This window comes from Allobosea sp. UC22_33, assembly GCF_042700715.1.
In the GTDB taxonomy this organism is placed as follows: domain Bacteria; phylum Pseudomonadota; class Alphaproteobacteria; order Rhizobiales; family Beijerinckiaceae; genus Allobosea.
The window spans coordinates 2,316,789-2,336,813 of record NZ_CP170556.1 but is presented as its reverse complement, the minus strand read 5'-3'; the positions used below and the strand labels follow the sequence as shown (position 1 = coordinate 2,336,813).

15 protein-coding genes are annotated in these 20,025 nt (G+C 63.2%); 1 reads left to right on the top strand and 14 read right to left on the bottom strand.

Annotated elements, in window-relative coordinates; translation table 11 throughout:
• Positions 1-3: 3 nt before the first annotated feature.
• The 9 genes from ACFJGT_RS11040 to ACFJGT_RS11000 form a co-directional block, all read right to left on the bottom strand.
• Positions 4-579, bottom strand: coding sequence for a nucleotide exchange factor GrpE (locus ACFJGT_RS11040; RefSeq protein ID WP_377848560.1), 576 nt, complete (start codon positions 577-579; stop codon positions 4-6).
• Positions 572-2,482, bottom strand: a complete 1,911-nt coding sequence (dnaK, locus tag ACFJGT_RS11035; protein ID WP_377848559.1) for a molecular chaperone DnaK — start codon at positions 2,480-2,482, stop codon at positions 572-574. The genes ACFJGT_RS11040 and dnaK overlap by 8 nt, the downstream gene beginning before the upstream one ends.
• Before the next feature lie 213 nt (positions 2,483-2,695).
• The gene (locus tag ACFJGT_RS11030) at positions 2,696-3,364 is read right to left on the bottom strand and encodes a helix-turn-helix domain-containing protein (protein WP_377848558.1); all 669 of its coding nucleotides are present in this window, start codon (positions 3,362-3,364) and stop codon (positions 2,696-2,698) included.
• A 1,019-nt stretch (positions 3,365-4,383) separates the two neighbouring features.
• Positions 4,384-6,246 carry a TniQ family protein gene (locus tag ACFJGT_RS11025; protein WP_377848557.1) on the bottom strand — a complete coding sequence of 621 codons (1,863 nt, stop codon included), beginning with the start codon at positions 6,244-6,246 and terminating at the stop codon, positions 4,384-4,386.
• Complete coding sequence (locus ACFJGT_RS11020) at positions 6,243-7,361, bottom strand: ATP-binding protein (RefSeq protein ID WP_377848556.1); 1,119 nt, start codon at positions 7,359-7,361, stop codon at positions 6,243-6,245. The genes ACFJGT_RS11025 and ACFJGT_RS11020 overlap by 4 nt, the downstream gene beginning before the upstream one ends.
• A gap of 2 nt (positions 7,362-7,363) precedes the next feature.
• Positions 7,364-9,517 carry a Mu transposase C-terminal domain-containing protein gene (locus tag ACFJGT_RS11015; protein ID WP_377848555.1) on the bottom strand — a complete coding sequence of 718 codons (2,154 nt, stop codon included), beginning with the start codon at positions 9,515-9,517 and terminating at the stop codon, positions 7,364-7,366.
• A 12-nt stretch (positions 9,518-9,529) separates the two neighbouring features.
• Complete coding sequence (locus ACFJGT_RS11010) at positions 9,530-10,354, bottom strand: hypothetical protein (RefSeq protein WP_377848554.1); 825 nt, start codon at positions 10,352-10,354, stop codon at positions 9,530-9,532.
• A gap of 329 nt (positions 10,355-10,683) precedes the next feature.
• Positions 10,684-12,660: an AAA family ATPase gene (locus ACFJGT_RS11005; RefSeq protein ID WP_377848553.1), complete on the bottom strand. Its 1,977-nt coding sequence runs from the start codon at positions 12,658-12,660 to the stop codon at positions 10,684-10,686.
• 17 nt (positions 12,661-12,677) lie between these two features.
• Positions 12,678-13,022, bottom strand: coding sequence for a DUF6634 family protein (locus ACFJGT_RS11000; RefSeq protein ID WP_377848552.1), 345 nt, complete (start codon positions 13,020-13,022; stop codon positions 12,678-12,680).
• 800 nt (positions 13,023-13,822) lie between these two features.
• Between ACFJGT_RS11000 and ACFJGT_RS10995 the strand changes: the two genes are divergently transcribed.
• Positions 13,823-14,143, top strand: a complete 321-nt coding sequence (locus ACFJGT_RS10995; protein ID WP_377848551.1) for a helix-turn-helix domain-containing protein — start codon at positions 13,823-13,825, stop codon at positions 14,141-14,143.
• A 56-nt stretch (positions 14,144-14,199) separates the two neighbouring features.
• On the opposite strand, the gene ACFJGT_RS10990 is transcribed toward ACFJGT_RS10995, so the two are convergent.
• From ACFJGT_RS10990 to ACFJGT_RS10970, 5 genes are all read right to left on the bottom strand, one after another.
• On the bottom strand, positions 14,200-15,243 hold the full coding sequence (locus ACFJGT_RS10990) for a GlxA family transcriptional regulator (protein WP_377848550.1): 1,044 nt from the start codon (positions 15,241-15,243) through the stop codon (positions 14,200-14,202).
• A gap of 175 nt (positions 15,244-15,418) precedes the next feature.
• The gene (gene purU / locus ACFJGT_RS10985; protein ID WP_377848549.1) at positions 15,419-16,279 is read right to left on the bottom strand and encodes a formyltetrahydrofolate deformylase; all 861 of its coding nucleotides are present in this window, start codon (positions 16,277-16,279) and stop codon (positions 15,419-15,421) included.
• 208 nt (positions 16,280-16,487) lie between these two features.
• The gene (locus tag ACFJGT_RS10980; protein WP_377848548.1) at positions 16,488-18,125 is read right to left on the bottom strand and encodes a peptide ABC transporter substrate-binding protein; all 1,638 of its coding nucleotides are present in this window, start codon (positions 18,123-18,125) and stop codon (positions 16,488-16,490) included.
• Positions 18,126-18,158: 33 nt separating this feature from the next.
• Positions 18,159-19,046 (bottom strand): ABC transporter permease, encoded by an 888-nt coding sequence (locus ACFJGT_RS10975; RefSeq protein ID WP_377848547.1) that lies wholly within the window; start codon positions 19,044-19,046, stop codon positions 18,159-18,161.
• 10 nt (positions 19,047-19,056) lie between these two features.
• The gene (locus ACFJGT_RS10970; RefSeq protein ID WP_265059607.1) at positions 19,057-20,022 is read right to left on the bottom strand and encodes an ABC transporter permease; all 966 of its coding nucleotides are present in this window, start codon (positions 20,020-20,022) and stop codon (positions 19,057-19,059) included.
• Between the last annotated feature and the right edge of the window lie 3 nt (positions 20,023-20,025).

Here is a 20,025-nt window from a genome sequence, read left to right as displayed (position 1 = left end):
ATCCTAGCCGGCGGCCGGCCCGCTCTCGCGCTTGCCGCGGACGGCCACGCCAACCATCGCCGGGCGAAGCACCCGGTCGTGGAGCGTGTAGCCCGGCTGCAAAACCTCCACGACCGTGCCGTCCGCCGCGGTCTCGTCGGGGCGTTGGATAATGGCGTGATGGACGTGGGGATCGAACGCCGCGCCGAGCGGATGGATGCGTTGCATGCCATGCCGCGCCAGCGTCGCCAGCAAATTGCTTTCCGTGTTCTGGACGCCTTTCAGGAGCGGTCCGATCGACGCGTGATCGGCTGCGTCCGGCGGCACGCTCTCGATAGCGCGGCGCAGGTTATCGAGCGTGTCCACAAGGTCGCCGGCCAGCTGCGAGGCGGCGAACTTCACGGCCTCCTCGCGCTGGCGCTGCATCTGCTGGCGGATGTTCTGCTGCTCGGCGAGGGAGCGCAGCAGCTTGTCCCGCGTATCGGCGAGCTCGGACTGGAGCGGCCCCGGCGAAGCCTGAGCCGCCGACTCTGCGCAGGCCGCCTTTGGTGGGGCGGTCATCGATTCTGCAGCGTCATGTCCGTGCGGCACGTCAACCATGGCGCTGACCGGTCTTGTCGTTGACCTCCTCGAAATCAGCATCGACGACGTTGTCGCCCGAGGCTGATGCGTCGGTTGAACCGGAGCCGGAAGCGCCTGCAGCCTCCTGCACCCTGGCGCCGAACTCCGCCGAGGCGACCTGCAGGGCCTTGGCCTTGGTCTCGATCTCGTTGGCCGAGGTCCCGGAAATGGCCGACTTCACCTCCTGCATGGCTTTGTCGACGGCGCTCCGGTCCACCGAAGGCGCCTTGTCCTTCGCCTCGTCCAGCGCCTTCTGGCTGGTTCCGATCTGCGCGTCGGCCTGGTTGCGGGCTTCGACCAGAGCGCGCCTCGTCTTGTCAGCCTCCGCATTGGCCTCAGCCTCCCTCACCATGCGGTCGATGTCAGACTGCGAGAGGCCCCCGGAGGCTTCGATCTTGATCTGCTGCTCTTTGCCCGTGGCCTTGTCCTTGGCCGTGACGTTGACGATGCCGTTGGCATCGATGTCGAAGGTCACCTCGACCTGAGGCACGCCGCGCGGCGCCGGCGCGATGCCGACGAGATCGAACTGGCCGAGCAGCTTGTTGTCGGCCGCCATCTCGCGCTCGCCCTGGAACACGCGGATCGTGACCGCGTTCTGGTTGTCCTCGGCCGTCGAGAACGTCTGGCTCTTCGTCGCCGGGATGGTCGTGTTGCGGTCGATCAGCCGCGTGAACACGCCGCCGAGCGTCTCGATGCCGAGGGAAAGCGGGGTGACGTCGAGCAGCAGCACGTCCTTGACGTCGCCCTGCAGCACGCCGGCCTGGATCGCCGCACCGATCGCCACCACCTCGTCCGGGTTGACGCTCCTGTTCGGCTCCTTGCCGAAGATGTCGGAGACCACCTCCTGGACCTTGGGCATGCGCGTCATCCCGCCCACGAGAACCGCCTCGCCGATGTCCGACGTCTTAACCTTGGCGTCTTTCATCGCCGCCCGGCAGGGACTCTCGGTGCGCTGGATGAGGTCGTCGACCAGATCCTCCAGCTTCGCCCGCCTGAGCTTGATCTCGAGATGCTTGGGGCCGTTTTGGTCGGCCGTGATGAAAGGCAGGCTGACGGTTGTCTCGACGGTGGAAGAGAGCTCGATCTTGGCCTTCTCGGCGGCTTCGCGCAGTCGCTGGATCGCCAGCCGGTCTTGTCGCAAGTCTATGCCCTGATCCTTCTGGAACTCGGTCGCCAGCCAGTCGACGACGCGCTTGTCGAAGTCTTCGCCGCCGAGGAAAGTGTCGCCATTGGTGGCCTTCACCTCGAACACGCCGTCCCCGATATCGAGCAACGAGATATCGAACGTGCCGCCTCCCAGATCGTAGACCGCGATCTTGCCGGCCTTCTCCTTGTCGAGCCCGTAGGCGAGCGCGGCGGCCGTCGGTTCGTTGATGATCCGCAGAACGTCGAGCCCGGCGATCCTGCCGGCATCCTTCGTCGCCTGCCTCTGGCTGTCGTTGAAATAGGCCGGGACGGTGATGACGGCCTGCGTCACCTTCTCGCCGAGATAGGCCTCAGCCGTCTCCTTCATCTTCACCAGGATGTGGGAGCTGATCTGGCTTGGACTGTGTTTCTTGCCGGCGACTTCGATCCACGCATCGCCATTGTCGCCCTTGACGATCTTGTAGGGGACCAGGGTCTTGTCCTTTTCCACGATCGGATCGTCGTAGCGGCGGCCGATCAGGCGCTTCACGGCGAAGATCGTGTTCTCCGGGTTGGTCACGGCCTGGCGCTTCGCCGGCTGGCCGACGAGGATCTCGCCGTCCTTCGTGAACGCGACGACGGATGGTGTGGTGCGGCCGCCTTCCGCATTCTCGATGATCTTGGCCTGCGCCCCCTCCATCACCGCGACGCAGGAATTGGTCGTGCCCAGATCAATGCCGATCACCTTCGTTGCCATCTTCCATCTCCGTCGAAATCGAGGGCCTGATGCGGCCGGTGCGACTGCGCCCGCATCCGCAACCTTGGAGGTGACTGGGGGCGCCGGCCTTGACGGTCGTCAGTTTCAAACCGCTCGGCGATTTTGCGATGCGATGGCGGCTCGTCATCGAGCGGCTTTCTGCGAGGAGGAGGCAGAGGCGACTTTACGAAGGCAAGCAATTCGGCTGCGCCTTCAGCCACTCTGGCCGCCTTGCCGCCGGCCAATCCGGATGCGGCGCGGACCCTCCAGCGAGATGACGCCGCGCGCCTGCAGATCGGTGATCGCGCGGCAGACCGTTTCGGGTGAGATACCCAGCATGTCGGCAATGTCGTAGCGCGAGATCGGCAGCGCCATGCCGTCGTCCTTGTCCGCCGAAAGCCGTCGGTGAAAGTAGAACAGGAATTCGCGGACCTTTTCCTGGGCCGTCATCGTGCCGATGATCAGGAGTTGCTCCTGCAGCCGTTCCAGCGCCACCACCATCTGCATCCTGATTTCGAGGGCAGTCTCGGAGTCGTCCTTGGCCAGCGCCTCGACACGGTGGCGCGGATAGCAGGCGACCACGGTCCCCTCGCTGACGGCCTGGACGGCGAAGCGGTGTTGCAGGCACGCCGTGAACCCGAACAGGTCGCCAGGCAGGTAGATGTCGACGAGTTGCCGGCGGCCGGCGGCGCGGACGAGGTATTTGCAGGCCGAGCCGGAAACGACACGGTACCAGGTGTCGCTGCGCTCCTCCTGGCCGTAGATGTCCTGCTCGCGGTGAAAATGGCGAAGCTGGGCCAGGGCCCGTAACCGCGCAGGCTCGGCAGCGGGCGCGTCAGGCAGGCGTCGCAAGGTGACGGACGTTGCGGATGCGTCGAGCATGATAGCCTCCCCATCCTCCGCCAGTGCGCGAAGGCTTGGCATGCACCATTGGTCAGCCTCCTTCGAAGGGGAATTCGGGGTCTGTCCGTATCGTAAAATCCCGCATCCCGCCGATCGGGGCGTCTCCCCTCGATACGGCCGGCTGTTGTTGTGGGAGCACGCGCCGGATCCTTCGCGGCTATCACGACGACGCAAGCCTGCGTCTACCCGGCCCCCAGGCCGGAAAGGGAACTTGCCAAAGCCACCGTCCGCCGCCTCGTGCCATTTTGACCAATGGCCTTGACGACGGCGCGCCCGAACGCCGCGATTGACCGACTGTCAGCACGTTCTATGGAAACGAAAGCCAAGCGTCGCTCTCGCGAACGTTCTGCGGCCTGCCAGAGCGACGCAGGCCAGAGAAGGCACCGGACTGGACGCTCCCACGGTCCGCAATAGGCCCGTCCGGCAGCCAGATCGCCATGCCCCTCGGGTTGCCCGGGAGCAGACGTTCCAGAGGTCGGCTTAGGGCCAATTTGGAAAGTTGGGTCCTACTCAATACGGGCCTTCCCGCTATGCGCAGGTCTGCTCGCGTGCAGCGTCACGCTGAACCTAAATCGGGGAGGGGGCTAGGCAACTGGACCGCCGAGGGGCCATTGCCGGCGAAGCAGGCTGGCGACGGGAAGCGACAACCTCGGCAGCAAGCTATGATCGGAATGCCCTAGAATCATATTGGACGCCCGGCTCAGGCCGGGCGTCCAGAGGCAGATTGCGGAACTCGACCGACAATCGCGGCAACACTATGCCTCTCTCTTCTGTAGCGGTACCCAAAGGATGCCGCGGCGACCTTCTTAAGTCATTGAAATTACTAGCTATTATTATCAGATGTGCCGCAGAATACTCCTATTGCGAGCTGAAGTTTGCCTCAGCCTTGTCCCCAAAAGAGCGCCGCGCTCTGAGGCAAACTTCCGGGGGCAACGAAAACCCCCCGACTGAAGTCGAGGGTTCAAGGGTCTGGAAACATTGAGTGTTTAGGCGGTCGACTATCCGCTGACCCGCGCCACGCTGTCGGCCACAACATCCCTTTCATAGAATGTCGCATGTACCGAGGCCGGGTCGAAAGCGGGCTTGATCTCATCCGAGCTGAATTGGTCCGCCAGCTTCCGGAAGTAGATGCGCTGTTCCTTGGCGAGCGTATGGAGCGTCACGAACCGGCTCATGAACCGCCTCAGGTCCTCGTCGAAAACGACCCGCTGTTTGAGACGGGTCACAGGATTGACCACGGTGGTCGCCGGGAGGTGACCATGTTCGATCAGCGCGGAGACGACACGGGTCGAGGATCCCATCCGCTTTTCGACCTCGCGGAGAGACACGCTGTCCGCCCTCACTTCGTAGAGCAGGTCCTTCACCTCTTCGGGATCGACCATCACCGAGAGATACCCTGGGACGTCGGGATGAAGCCGAACCCGCGTGAGTTTGCGGTCGAGGATGAGCTCAACGACTTTCACGGCGGAACAGGTCGCCCTTTGTGCTGCCGCGGGGATCGGCTGGAAATCGCTCTCCCCGGGTTCCAACGGGATCGCGTCAGCCCGAAGGCGATCAAGGAAGGCGTCGAGGTCGCGTTTGGCGAAGGCGTGATCCTTCAGGATCTCAGTACCGCCCATCACGAAAGGCCGGAGGTATCCCGCCTTGAGAAGATGCTGTTCCTGCGGGCGAGGGACGTTCAGATATTCGCGCGCGTCATTGAGCGACATCGCCTCGGCAACGCGATCCAGGAACTCGCGGGTTTCATTGGCGTCGAAGACGATGGCGTCGTCGGTGAGGGACAATGCTTCCGAACGAATGTAGCCCGCAGCGTGGAGCAGCTTGCGCAGGCGTTTCGGATGCGCACCCGTCTCGAACGAAGCGGACCGAACCGAATGAATGCGCCGCACCGTCACTGGTCGACCGAAGACTTCATCCCCCGGGCCAACGGGCAGCGTTTCGATGAAGTGGCGCTGGATGATGTCCCGAAGCGGATCATAAGCGTCATCGTCGGACTCATGGGCGAGCCATTCATACAAGCGACCGTAGAGAGCCCGGGGGCCCCAATCGCCCAAACGCGACGGCGCAGCTCCCTGGAGGCGCATCAGCATGGTTCGGATAGCAGGTTCTCCTGCCTGAGCGATCTCATATCCAGCGACTCCAGCTTCATGCCAGTCAGCTTCGGACAGCTTGCTGGCGGCGAAGTGGATGCCGCGAACCGCGATGGCCCCGAGCATCTCGCAGGTCTTGGCGGCCGCATGAAAGGGCAGGGCGTTCAGCCAGGGCGCTTCATGATCTGCGGAATTTGCCAGTCGACCGGCCAGGTATCCCTCCAGCGGAGAATACTGGCGCTGCGGCGCTTCGCGAGCCAAGTGACCGAGGGTCGGTAAGCAGGGCTGCACCAGCATCGCAAAGTCGTGCACGCGGTGCGGATGCTCATCATCCGAAACCGACACCAATCCGACGCCGTGCTCGTGGCAGGTGCGGATCGAGTCGACCAGCCAGTGCAGCCGACCGAAGGGGCGGGTCTTCTCCGGTCCGCGGCCGACCTCGATATCTCGCATCATGCAATGCGGGCAAACCCGCAGGGTCTTCCGGCTCAGGCTCTCCCTCGTCAGAAGTTGATCGCCGATTGCATACCGGCGTTCGCCGACTTTCGTGGTCGCAGTCGCTGCCAGCCTGCCGAAATCGGCGCGGCAACGATCTGCCAGAGCTTCAAGGGCCGGGGACTTGCCGTCGACCAGATCCTGAAAGGTGAAGTCCGCATCTTGGCAGAAATCGCGGGCGGAGCGGCCGACCAGCAGTGCGTTACGGGAGCAAAGGCTCGTGGGCGTTTCGTCGTGGCCGTGCGCGACGGTCATCTGGATCGGAAGCTGCGTCATTTGTTCCTCACATCGCGCGGGGCCTTGGTCTTCTTCGTTTCCTTCGTCTTCTCGTCCGGCACGACGATATCGGCCGGATCCTTTCGCTGGAGGCCCTCCCGGGGATCGATCAGGTGCCAGTCCTGGGCAACGAGAAAGATGTTACGGTCGGGGGGGCAGCCAGTTCGCGAGGCATAGGCGGCCGCGAAATGCTCCACGGCGAGCGTGGTCGCTTCCAGCAGCAGGGCGTGGCGGACCGCATCCTGGATGAGTTCGATGGCGATGCCGAACCTGAGGATAGAAGCATGGAGCAGGCGAGCGATGAACTCGTCGGTCGCGAGATTGCCGATATCGAGACCGCCCTTTTCCATGCCGTAGACGGTGATGAGTCGACGCACGAGCCCCGCATCGCGTTCAAGCGTAAGGTCCTCGAAGACAACGTTACGGTTGCGGCGCCAAACCTGCTCGTCACTGGACAGCATCGCCGCAATATTGGGGCGGCCCGAAAGGATCAACCAGACCGGCCACTGCCGATGCTGCATCAGTCCCTTGAGAGTGTCTTGCACCTTTGTGATTTCGAGCTGGTTCCGGGACTGGAGGACGTGCTGGAGCTCGTCGATGTGCAGGAAGCGAACACCCCGAAGCTCGAGCTGATGGTGCACGAGGTCCCAGACGACGTTTTCCTTCAGCTCTCGCGCGGTCTCGTAGCCGAGCGCCGCCAGCACGCTCATGCCCAGGAGACGAAGAGTGCAAGGTGAGGGGGCGGTCACCGAGATCAGCATGCCGTCGCCGTTCGGCTCGCCGTAGCCGGCGAATTCGGCCCGCTTCAGGAAGAGGCGATCCAACGACCTCGACTTTCCGGTGCCGGACTCTCCGATAACCGTCAGCGCCCGACCTTCCCGAAGGCGCCCGACGCGGCGATTTGCATCGCCCTCGAGGGCATCCTGGGAGAGCAGAAATGCGTCGATCAGATTGTCGAGTTCGGCCTCGAGCAACCGATCGCGCGGCGTGGTGAAATAGGCGGAGAGGACATTCATCATGACGTCCCCGCCCTTGGCGCGCCGCTCCGACTGGAGGCGGCGCATGCGGGCGACGGCGTCCTCGTGAACCGCAGAATTGATAGCCGTTGCTTCCATGCTCAGTCCTCCACGCCGTATTCGTCTTCGTCGGAGGAAACCTCTGTCACGGTATTCTCAGGCTCGCCCGGGATCTCGATGTCGACCGTTTCGGTCTCGTCTGTGCCCTCGGCGACGTCGTCGAGAATTGCCGGGCCATTCTCCATTCCGCGCGCGAAGTCGAAACCTTCGAAGCGGCGTTCGAGCATGCTGAACTGTTCCGAGGTCAGGATCGGCGATGCGATTCCTGCGCGCTTGGTGGCGGCATCTGACATCTCCTGGATGTCGCTCAGCGCCTTATGGACAATAGGCTCGGACGCCTTCGCCATGTCGGCGTTGGTACGACGCAGGACGCGTTCCGCCTCAAGCCAACGCGTCATGGAGACGCCGTCAAAGCCGGAGCGCTGGCACGGGACGGTAAGCCAGCCTTCCTTGCTGCGAACAGAAACGTAACCGAGGTCCGCCGGGTTTAACCGGACCAGGACCGGCTTCAGACCGAACTGACGGCGAACGCGCTGAAGTTCCAAGCTCTGATAGCGGAGGCCGAGCACGCGCACGCCCTCGTTGCCGATACGCCGTTCGATCGTCGTTCCGAAGATATGGCGGTTAACGTCGGCATCCGGCGGCGGCAGGAGGGAATAAATCTCGGAGAGGCGCAGCCACTCATTCCGCGGCGTGCGACCGCCGAGACCGCTGTGGGGGGTGTTGTGATAGACGTCGACGATCCACCGGACGATCATCCGGCCGATCTCCGCGATGTCGAGTACCGCTCGGGCCTCAGAGTTGTAATCACCCTTCGCCACCACGTTCTCGAACGTCTGACCGTCGATGCGCGAGAACAGGCCCTTGTTAAGGGTGCGGAAAAAGCGCTCGTTGCGACCGCGCATCTGAGGCATGCCTGCGGGGGGGAAGAACAGTTCTGCTCCGAGGTCCGTGACCGCCGCGTTGTATTCGTGGCTGAGGAACTCCGAGCCGGAATCCTGGCTCGCCGTCTCAAGGTTTGCGTGCATGTCCCAGGGCGTCAGGCATCCGGCCGCCGCTGCATAGGCGGATTTGTCGTTCACTGCCATCTCGAAAGTCGCGACGGCTGAGGCCGACGAAAGGGACTCCACCAGCAGGGCCGCGACGCAGCAACGCGTAGCTGCATCGATAGCCACCGAGAGCCAATACCGACCCCGGCCGACCTTAACCTTCTGTTCCGGGCTGAGGTTTTCCCACACGCCCGCATCTTCCAGGATTGCCTGGAGCGGAATCCGGCTACCGTCCAATTCGAGACGCTCGAAGGGGCGCGTGACCTCCAGACCGCCGCGGACGATATAGAACTTCTTTCGGGCAGCCTCGGGGGACGTGCGACCGGCTTCGACGAACCAGGGATCAAGCTGGTTGATGACGTGCTCGAAGGCCTTGCGGCTGGGCTTCGCCAGCGGGCGCATCCCGCGCTTCAAACGACGCACGTTCAGCTTGCCCAGGAAGACATACAGATCCTGAAGCAGGCCCGCCTTGGTAGGCTTGCGGTTGCTGGCATAGCGCTTCGCGAATTTCTGCATCGCGCGGCGCTCGACGCTGCTGAAGCGGGCCGAGATGCTGTCGCCGCAACGATGATAGCCGTCGACGAGAGCCATTGCGTTGAACCCGCCCGCCTCGTAGCGGCGCAGCCAACGGCGCAGGGTCCTGGGGCTGGGCGGGCGCTTGACGGTGACGTCCGCGCTGCCGCAACGACCCGCGGCCAGGTGCGCTCCGAGAAGATCGGCAACGATCTTCGTGATCGCGGCCTTCATCGACTCGTCGGAACGGGACGACTTGCCCTCGTTCTCCATGCGAAGGAACTTGTCGCAGATCGACTTCTGCCAGAGGAGCTTGACCTGGCCTTCGGTGCTGAGATCGGTGATGCGGGTCCCGGTTTCAGGCAACCGAATCTTGGCCTGCGTCGCGAGGTAGAAGCCGCGGCTGATGCTCAGACGGCCTTCCTTGCGCATGGCCTCGAATTCCTCATGGGTAAAGGATTCGCAGAGGGTCGGATTGTCGACGCGACGCAGGACGTGACCGGACTCGTCGTCCGAGACCGGCGTGTAATCGACCTCACGGTCGATCGTGATCTTGTCATGCGCTGCCAGCCGCCAGTGCCGAGCGGCGCCGGGGTGCTGGTCAAGATTGGGGGAACTGAGGGCGTTCTTCATGATGATCCTCCTTCAACGGTTGGTTGCTGCTCGGCGACGAACGCGCACGAGGCTGCTGATTGAAATCGGGCCCTTGCTGACGTGTTCGAGAACGCCATCGGCAATCAGGCAGAGAACGGCCATGAAGCCGCGTCCGAAGTTGCGAGAGTTGGCGAGGATGGCAGTGATGGCCGCCGCTCCGCGCATGGAGTTCGTCACCGCCAGGATTTCGGCGATGTCAGCCTCATTCCGACCGCGCAGTGCCCGATGGAGAAGACGGGCGTTGGCTGCACGATCGCGGGTGATGTGATCGCCGGTGCGCACCACGAACCGATCCGCGAAACCGGACTGCTGATCGCTGATCAGCTCCAGCGTCTTCTCGAGTCCGCTGGGACCGACGCGGTGCGCGGGCTTTACGGCGATCGCCGTGCTGGTTCCGTCCTCGTGATCCGCGACGAAATCGAAGGTGTGGTTGTGAACCACGCCATCCTCATCGACGTACTCCACCGGCCCCACCTGATCACGGACCCCGACGACGGTCGAAAGGTTGGGAAGGATGTAGGCCAGGTCGCGCTCGAGGGTGCTCTCGAACACGATCTCGCGGTTGGTCCGAGGATTGACGATCGATCCGCGGAACGAGCCCGTGGAGCGCTTTGCCGGGCGACGGCTAGCGACGGACGCCGACGGCGCGGACCAAACGAGCTCCGTGCGAGACGGCGACGTCGGCTTGCTCCCGGGGGAGCGCCGACCCGGACCGGATACGCCACCATCGGCGTCGTTGGCGCGCGCCGGAGCCGGGGGAGCCGGTTTAGGCGTCGGCGGGATCGGGTGGTGGATCTTGGACTTCTTGGGGTTCATGACGCGCGACTCCTCGTTTCGGCGCGCTGTTCGCGCCGGAGATTTTCCCCGTTGGAGGCGAGAGCCTTCCCCGGGACGGGCTGGCGATGCGGACGTGGTCCGCGGGCGTCAGGCCGATATGAGGAGCGCCGTTACGTGGCGGAGCCGGCCGAGAGCGGAGGCGTAAGCGAATGCGTCGAACATTATGAGCCTCCTCTGGCTGGGGCCGTCCCGGAGGGACTGACCGGTTGATTGAATCCTTGGGTTACCCCGTGGATCGAGTCCTTCGCGAGCCGAACCGGTCGCGAGGGATCGGGGGCCTACAAGACCCATCTGCGCCGCGCAAGATCTCATCTCCGAAACTCCCGGCCAGTCGCAGGCGGTTCAGCCAACGAAGATAACGGCAGGTTTATCTTGATCGCACAATTCGCCGGATTGGCCTTTGCGGATTGGGATTCGACGGTAGCCGCTATCTCCTCCAGGCCGATGCGGCCCAGGTCGCGGAGCGTTCTGGCGATCACCTCCAGGGCCGGACGATGATCGGTGAGGATTTGCCAGGCGCGGTGAAGGCAGGTCTCCAATAGAGCGTCGACGCGACGGCGGAGTCGGCGGTCGGCGCGGATCAACGCCATGATCTCCGGCGACCTATTGGACGATCTATATGTGAGGCTGGCGCCCAGCCCGAGAGACGCTTCCATGCTTCCCGCCAAAACGGTCGCGGCGTGCAGATCGCTCTGGTCCGCCCCGCCACCGCCGCCGCCGTGCTGGCCGAGCAAAACCAGCTCGCCCGCAAGCCCGGCGAGCAGCGTCGTAATATGCGCGAGGTAATATGCCTCGGTTCGTTCGGTACCGAGCTCGTGTTCGAAATCGGTATGACCTCCCGAACCGTCAGGCAGGACCTCGCGAAAAAGACGAACCCCCGTGGGCACACCGCCCGAATCCTCCCGGAGCAGGTACCCGACGAGCGCATGGCCAGCCTCGTGCACCGATGCGCGCAGGTAGGTTGCATCGGATAGGCGGACGCGTGGTGGCAAGCTAGCCAACACGTCCTCGACGATAAGCTCTCGACGTGCCGTTCGTGCTACGCGCCGGGCATTGCGGGCCAATTGTTCGATGGATGCGCCGGTCGCGCCCTCGAGCCGTTCCGAAACATCGGACAGAGCGGCTTCAGAAAGCGCGCCACCGAGATAATGCCGCAGAATTCCGACGCGGGCCGGGGCGTCCGGCAGTGGAATGACGACCTGCTTGTCGAGGCGGCCCGGCCGTTGGATGGCGGCATCCACCTTGTGGATCAGGTTGGTCGCCGCCACCACGACCACGCCTTCGCGAGATTGAGATCCATCGAGGCATTCCAGAAGTGCGTTCACCACTTCGCGGCAATAGGCTTCGTTGTGGCCCGAAAGCTGTTCGCGATCCCCGAAAGAATCGAGCTCGTCTAAGAAAAGGATGCTGGGAGCGTTTTCCTTGGCCTCGGCGAAGGCGGCCCTCATGCTCTTGATGAGGTCGTTGAGGTAGCCCTTGCTTTGCCATTGGGACAACGAGTGCGCGTAGACCGGGACATCGCAGGTCCGCCCCAACGCGAAGGCGAAGACGGTCTTGCCGACACCCGGGGGGCCAACGAGGACGATGCCGCGGTCCACGTCGGCCCACGAGATTCTTCCGGCGCGGTAGTCGGCAATATCAATAGCGAGCGCATCTCCCCACTCCCGTGCCGCGCCATAGCCGTGGAGGTCGTGCAGCGAAGGCCCGGTTGGCGGCTTCCCTGAGGAGGGCTTCGTAGCGGCGGCAACTTCCAGGAACCCGCGAAGTCGTCGAACGGTCGATCTCTCGTTTCGCCCACGCTTGATGGCCGTGCCGAGCAGGTTCAGCGGCGCCCCCATCACCGGCGCAAGCTCGGTGTCGGACGGAATGCGCCCCACCACCGCCGCGAAGGCTCCTCGCAAAGCTCCGATGTCGACAGGCTCGATCCGGACGATGGCGTCGGCGATCTGCCGAAACGCGTCCGGAATATCGCTCTCCTTGGAAGCGATGCCGAAGATCCTATCGCTCTTCAGCATCGCTTCCTTGAACACGTCTTCCTGCGTGCGGAAGCCGCCCTTGGGAGGCGCGCCGCCGAAACGCATCGCTTCGAAATCAGGGCCGAAGCCGCGCTGCTTGAGCATCGAGGTCGCGGTGCCGAGATAAATGTCGACGTCGACCTCTGGAACAATCAGACCGACAATTCCGGGTTGGCCGAGCAGGAAGTGGTGGAAGCCCGCGCCACGTAGCGAGCGGATGATCAGGGACCGAGCGAGGATCGAGCTAGCGTCCCGGGAGCCGCGGTCCATTGTGCGACGACGCGTTCTCATCGGTAGTTCCACCGATCCGAAAGATGGTGCCTGGCTCCCAAGCGGTAGAACCGATTGAGAGTGCGTGCGTAGGACAATTCCGGCGCAATCATCCAGAGGTCTGAGGTGCAGACCTGGCGGCCGTTCGGGATCGTAGGATGCCCGTCCACCGTGCCGACCAAAGCGATCGTGCGGTGTTCGGCTGGGCTCCAATGCTCGAGCATCGGCGCGCCGACCAGCTCTGCTTCATCGGGATGGTGCCCGCTTCGAATACGCTCCAGGTCCGCAACCAGGCGGGTCAACCGCTCGATTTCGGGGGCCAGTTCGGGAACGGGACGGCGGTCATGGTGGGGATAGATCACGGGCGTGCTCCATCGCGCGGTCAGGCAAAGCGAAACCGTTGCGATCATTTTCAGATGTGTAAATATGAAATCCGCTTGACGGGTCAGAGGCGCCTCGCGGACTGCGCGTCACCGCGCGGGCGTGACTGTGACCTTGGTGGAGGGTCCCAGGGGGCGGGAGATGTCGATCGATATGGCCTTCGAGGCAGCAACTGCCAGTACCGCTCGAACCGGGTCTTCAGCTTGCGGCATGAGGGCTGCGCAATCGATCAGGGGAGCGCTGCCGCCATGATCTGTCAGGTGCGCTGCGAGATGAAGGCGGGCGAGCGGCGAAACGGGGTATCGGGCGCTCGCGGCGATGAGTTCGGAGACATCCAGATGAGGACGCCGACGGAGCCAGAGTGCGCTGACGATGAGGAGGTTCGCGGCCGACCAATGGAGGCGTAATTTTCTACCGAGAGCAGGCTGCTGGTTGAAGCCATCCGAGATTGCAACGATCTGGAGAATCCGATCCTGTATCCGTGCGGTCCTGGTGACCGAACCCGGTGGAGCATCGGAGGACTGAAGGATTGAATCCTGTCTGCTGCTTCTATGGAAATCGACTACTCTTGGATCAGCGATTAGCCGAGCATCGAGGATGTCATCCAGGGAATGTTGCCATCGAAAACTATCAAGAGGCGTTGGGAAATCGGTTATTCTCGATAACGTAACGTTCATGGCAATGCTCCGCCGTCATCCGAAATGGCTCTCGGACGATGGTTTCAAGAACCCGCGAAATCCATCGCGGTGGGTTGGAATTATTGCGACGGAGGAGGGGCGTGATGCCGGATGATCAGGCGCCCTCGAGGCCGCGAGAGCTCAATGCCGGTTTCGAACAAAATGTGCGAATCCTAACTCGTGACATGGTTACCGGCCGGTTGGTTATTGCGGCGCGCGGTCTTCTCGATTGGGGGCAGGCTGAGCTTGCCGAGAGGGCGGGCATCCGTCGACAGACGCTTGCGGAACTTGAGGGCGATATCCGGCGGCCGCAGGTCCGGGTTCGCGATGCCGTTTTATCGACGCTCGAGAACGAAGGAGTGCGCTTCGTCGACATCGGCGGGGCATGGGGACCGGTGCTGAACTTCAGCTCAAGACAATCCTGATCGGGCAGTGTTCCGATTGATCGCAGTCAGGTCGGGGTGATCGCTTCTACCGCAGACTATCTCGGGGGAGCTCTTTCGTTCTGGCGCGTTTCTCGCGGAGAGACCCCGATCTGCCGCTTATAGATTCGCGAGAAATGGCTGAAATTGGAGAACCCCGACGCAATCGCGATTTCGCCGAGCGGAAGGGACGTCTGCCGAATGAGTATCTTCGCTCGATCGATCCTGAGCTTCACGACGTACTGGTGAATCGTCATGTGAAGATGCGAGGCGAAGAGCCTCTCTAACTGCCTCAGTGACAGCCCCACGGAATCCGCGAGTGCTTCGCGTTCGATGGGCTCGTCCAATGTGGCCTCGATCCGGTCCAGAGCCTTGATGAGCAAGGGATGAAATAGGCCGAACCGCTCCCGGACACCCATCCTCTGATGGTCTTCGGCCTGGCGGATCTGGGTCTGGATCAGCCATTCGCTGGCATTGCGAGCGACAGCCGGGCCGTGGTCGGTCGCGATCAGCGCGTTCATCATGTCCAACGCCGCGTTGCCGCCGGCGCAGGTGAAGCACTGACCGTCGAATTCGAAGAGCGTCTGCTTCAACTTGAGCTTGGGAAACTGCTCGCGCAGGGCCGGAACATGATCCCAGTGAGCGGTGCAACGCTTTCCTTCCAGGAGACCGGCTCGGGCCAGGACGAAGGTGCCGCCTGACAGACCGCCGATCCGCACGCCCTTTCGGGAGAGCCGCCGGAGGAACGCGAACACCCGCTCATCATGAAAATGGATAGCGCTGTCGCCCGCGCATACGACCATGATGTCGACCGACACAGCATCGAAGCTGTCGTGGTCCGGTCGTACGAGCATCCGGCAGGACGACAGCGTGTCCCGGCCGCTCGTCGTCAGGAAGCACCATCGGTACAGCTCCTTTCCCGTTACGGCGTTCGCGGCCCGAAGCGACTCGACCGACGATGCCAAGGAAAGCAGCGGGAAGCCGTCGTTTACGAGAAAACCGAAAGTCGTGGCCACAGGGTACCCGGGAACCGCATTGGGCGAATGTTCGGCGGGCAGGGGCCCGCCCGCCCCAATTGGGCCGGGCACGGCATCGAAGGTCAACGGCGAAGTCCAAATGTCCTGTTCATCGCCGGTTCGACCCGGATCGGCAGAGAGTGACCGGGCCGGGCCATCCTTCTCGTCGACCGAGCCCGTATTCTTTGACGACCGTCGGACCACCCGATCAATCCCTGGGGCCGACGGCGGCTGCGGACGTCTGCATAAGACCGGCCGCCACTCAATCGCGGAAGACGATGGTCTTGCTGCCGTTGGCAAGAACCCGCCCGTCCAGGTGCCAGGCCACGGCGCGGGAGAGCACGCGACGCTCGATATCGCGCCCCTTGCGGACCAGATCCTCGGGGGTGTCGTTATGCGAAATGCGTTCGACGTCCTGTTCGACGATCGGCCCTTCATCGAGGTCGGCGGTGACATAGTGCGCGGTGGCTCCGATCAGCTTCACGCCGCGCGTGTGGGCCTGGTGGTACGGCTTCGCCCCCTTGAACCCGGGCAGGAACGAATGATGGATGTTGATGCACCGATGGCTCAAGCGCGCGCTGAGCTCGTCCGATAGGACCTGCATGTAGCGAGCGAGGATGACGAGATCGACGCGTTCCTGCTCGACCAGCGCCCAGATGCGCGCCTCCTGCTCCGGCTTCGTCTCCTTGGTAATGGGGAAGTGGTGGAACGGGATCTCGCCGAAATCCAGATCGGGATAGGTTTCCTGGGGATAGTTCGAGACGACCCCGGCGATGTCCATCGGGAGTTCACCGATACGCCAACGATAGAGCAGGTCGACGAGGCAGTGATCGAAGCGTGACACGAGCAGAAGCACGCGCTGGCGGTCATCCTTGCGTCGCGCGCTCCATGTCATTCCGAAGCTGTCGGCGACCTCCGAAAACTCCCGCGAGAACTCGCCCAGCGATCCTTCGCCGGGGAAATTGAAGACGACCCGCATGAAGAATTTGTCGGTTTCGACGTCATCGAACTGATTGGCGCCGAGAATGTTGCCGCCGTGGTCGAACAGGCAACGGGACACCGCCGCCACGATTCCCGGGCGATTCCGGCACGACAAGGTCAGGACATGTTGGTCGTTTGGCATAGGGCCGTCTCGTGGTGAGTAGGGCAGTCGCTGGGCGACCAGACCCCGGAATTCGGGCATGGGGAGGCAATCCGGCCTTTCGGGCCGGGCGGCGCGTCGCCTCCGGGTGATCGTCAGGCGATTTGCCTGCGCGCCCCGTCGGCGCGCAGGCAAGCTCCGAGGGTTACATCGAGCCCCTAATGGGAAGCCCGGGAACCGACGGGGTCGGTCAGCCCCAGGACCATTCGTGGACGTTCCAGGCGGCGTCGACCACGTACTGGTTGGGCTTGATGCCTTGCAGGGCCTTGTGCGTCATCTGTCCCTGATAGACGCCGCCCTGCGGTCCGAACGGGACTTCCTCCAGCAGGATCTCCTGGATGCGGGCATAGGTCTTCTTGCGTTCGTCCACGCTGGTCTGGCGGACACCCTCCTCGAGCAGCCGGTCGACCTCGGCGTTCTCGTACTGGGTGTAGTTCGAGCCGCTGCCGGTCTTCGCCGGGATCATCTTGGAGTGCGCGCGGGCGGTGTAGTCGGGATCCATGCCGACGGTCGGCTCCCACGACACGAGGAGCGTGTCGAACTGCGACTTGGTCGTGTACTCGCCCCAGACGACCGAGGCGGGCATGTTCTTGATCTCCATCTCGACGCCGATCGCTTTCCAGTTCTGCTGGAAGATGGCCTGGGTCGCCTGGCGCGCCGGGAACCCGGCCGTCGTCGACATCGAGAACTTCATCTTGACGCCGTCCTTCTCGCGGACGCCGTCGGCGCCGACCTTCCAGCCGGCTTCGTCGAGCATCTTGGCCGCGAGCTGCGGATTGGGGCCCGAGTCCTTGAGATCGTGGTTGTAGGCCCAGTGGGTCGTGTGCAGGTAGGATAGGGTGCGCTTGTAGGCGCCGAAGAACACATCATCGATCGCCTTCTGCATCTCGAGGGCGAGGTACAGGGCCTTGCGGACCTTGGGATCCTTGAACTGGGGCTTGCCGCAGTTGAAGTAGACGAACTGGACCCAGGGCTGCGCGAGCGGGAAGAAGTGCCGGTCGGGGAGCTTGGCGGCCTCGGTCCACCGATCGAACGGCACCCCGGACACGCCGATGTAGTCGATCTCGCCCGTCCTGGCCTGGCCATAGGCCACAAGCTGATCGGGCACGAATTTGTGGATGAATTGCCGGATCTTGGGCGCGCCGCGGTGATAGTTCGGGTTGGCCTCGTAGACCATGTGGCTACCTGCCGTGCGGGTCTTGAGTAGGTAGGGGCCGGTTCCGATCGGCTGCGAGTTGAAGCCGGAGGTGTTGATGTTCTCCTCCTTCGACAGCAGGTGGTGGGGCACGATGTGCATGTTCTGCCAGGCCCACATGAAGGGCACGAACGGTCGTTCGAGCTCGATCTCGACGGTGTAGGGATCGGCGACTTTGAAGTTCTTGATCAGATCGAAACCGCTGCGGGAGCGCACCGCAACCTTGGGATTGATGATGGTCTGATAGGTGAATTCGACGTCCTTGGCCGTAAAGGGTTGGCCGTCGCTCCATTTGACGTCGCGCTTGAGGTTGATGCGCCAAACCTTTCCGTCGGCCGAGATATCCCCGTTCTCGACCGAGGGGATGCGCGCGGCGAGATTGGGAATGAACTCGCCCTTCTCGTTGACGTCCCAGAGCGCGTCGAACAGGCAAGCTTCCGGGATATTCTCGGCACCGGCATTCACATAGAGCAGCGGATTGAACTGCACCGGCTCCTGGGTGGTGCCGAGAATGATGCGGTCACGCTTCTGCGCGATGGCGGGGCTATAGATGCCCGTCACCGGGATGATCAGACCGGATGCCGCGGCGCCCTTGAGCACGGTGCGGCGGGTGGGTGAGAACTTCGTAGGCATCGCGCATTCCCCTCTTTCTGGTTGGAATTTGGTTCAGGGATCGATCTTCAGCCGGGCGTCGATGGCGTCGCGGAGGCCATCGCCCAGGAAGTTGAAGCTCATGACGGTGAAGGTGATCAGGACGCCCGGAAGGATCGCCAGGAAGGGCACGGTGTCGAAGTAGCCCTGGGCGTTGGTCAGCATGTTGCCCCAGCTCGCCATCGGCGGCTGCACGCCATAGCCGAGGAAGCTGATGTAGGATTCCATCAGCACCGCGGTCGCGACCTTCAGGGTCGCTGCGACAAGGACCGGCGCCATGATGTTGGGCAGCAGCTCGACCAGCATGATCCGCCAGTTCGAGGCACCGAAGCCCCGAGAGGCCTGGATGAAGTCCATCTCCTTGAGTGAGGAGACCTGAGCCCTGACGATGCGCGACACCTCCATCCAGGAGGTCAGCCCGATGATCAGCGAGATCGACAGGATGGTCGGGGGCACGAACGCCGCGATGACGAGCAGCAGAAACACCTGCGGGAAGCAGAGCAGTGTGTCGACCAGGCGCATCAGCAGGTTGTCGATGATCCCGCCGTAATAGCCCGCCGCGAGCCCGACCAGCGTTCCCGTGACCATGGTCGTCAACATCGCGACGATGCCGACCGCAAGCGAAACCTGGCCGCCATAGAGCAGGCGGCTCAGCGTGTCGCGGCCAAGGTCGTCCGTGCCCAGCACATGGCTCCACGAGACGAAAGGCGGCAGAAAGCGCTGGGAGGTGTCGATCCGCATCGGATCCTGCGGCGAGACGAGCTGCGCGAACAGCGCCGAGGCGCAGAGCAACACGACCATGATGGCGCCCGCGACGGCGAGACGATGGGACAGGAAGCGCCGCGCGATCATCTGTGCGTAGGAACGGGTCGGGACGGCATCGGAAACGGAGATGTCAGCCATGTCCGCGTCCTCAGGCCAATTTCACGCGCGGATCGATCGCCGCGATGGCGACGTCCGCGATCAGATTGCCGACGATGACGAAGAGCGCCGTGAACATGATCATCCCCATCAGGATGGGGTATTCCTTCATGTTGAGCGCATCGACGAAGAGGCGCCCCATCCCGGGCCAACTGAAGATCGTCTCCGCGACGAGGGCTCCGGAGAACAGGGTCGGCAACTGCACGCCGAGCAGAGCGACCAGCGGGATCACCGCGTTGCGCAGGGCGTGGCGGAAGAGAATCTGGCGCTCACCTAGTCCCTTCGACCGTGCGGTGCGGATGTAGTCCTGTTGGATCACATCGAGGAAGCTTGAGCGCGAATAGCGGCTCCATGTGGCCAGCAGAACCAGGGTCAGCACCATCACGGGCAATACGAGGTGGCGGGCCAAGTCCCAAGGGTTACCCTCCTCGCCAAGCTCGTACATGCCGCCGGACGGCAGCCAGCCGAGTTGGATCGCGAAGACATAAATCGCCATCAGCCCGAACCAGAAGGTCGGAAAGGACAAGGCGAGCATGGCGCCCGTCGTCGCCAGATAATCGAAGATCGAGCTGCGTTTGACCGCGCCGAGGATGCCGATCAGCGTGCCGATGACGATGGCCAGCGCCAAAGACGTGCCCATCAGGATCATCGTCGCCGGCACTCGCTCGAGGATGACTTCGAGAACCGGACGACCGCCAAAGAAGGTGACTCCCCAGGAGCCCGTCAGCATCGCTTTCGCCCAGCTCAGATATTGCAGGTGGATGGGCTGATCGAGGCCGAGCGCGACGCGGAGGCGTTCGATGTCCGTGACCGTGATGGTCGGGTTCAAGGTGTAGACCGCCAGCGGCCCACCGGGCGCCAGATGCATGATGCCGAAGCCGATGATGGAGACGCCGATGACGAGCGGGATCGAGTGCAGGATCCGGCGCAGGATGTAACCGATGACGTCTCCGTTCATGGC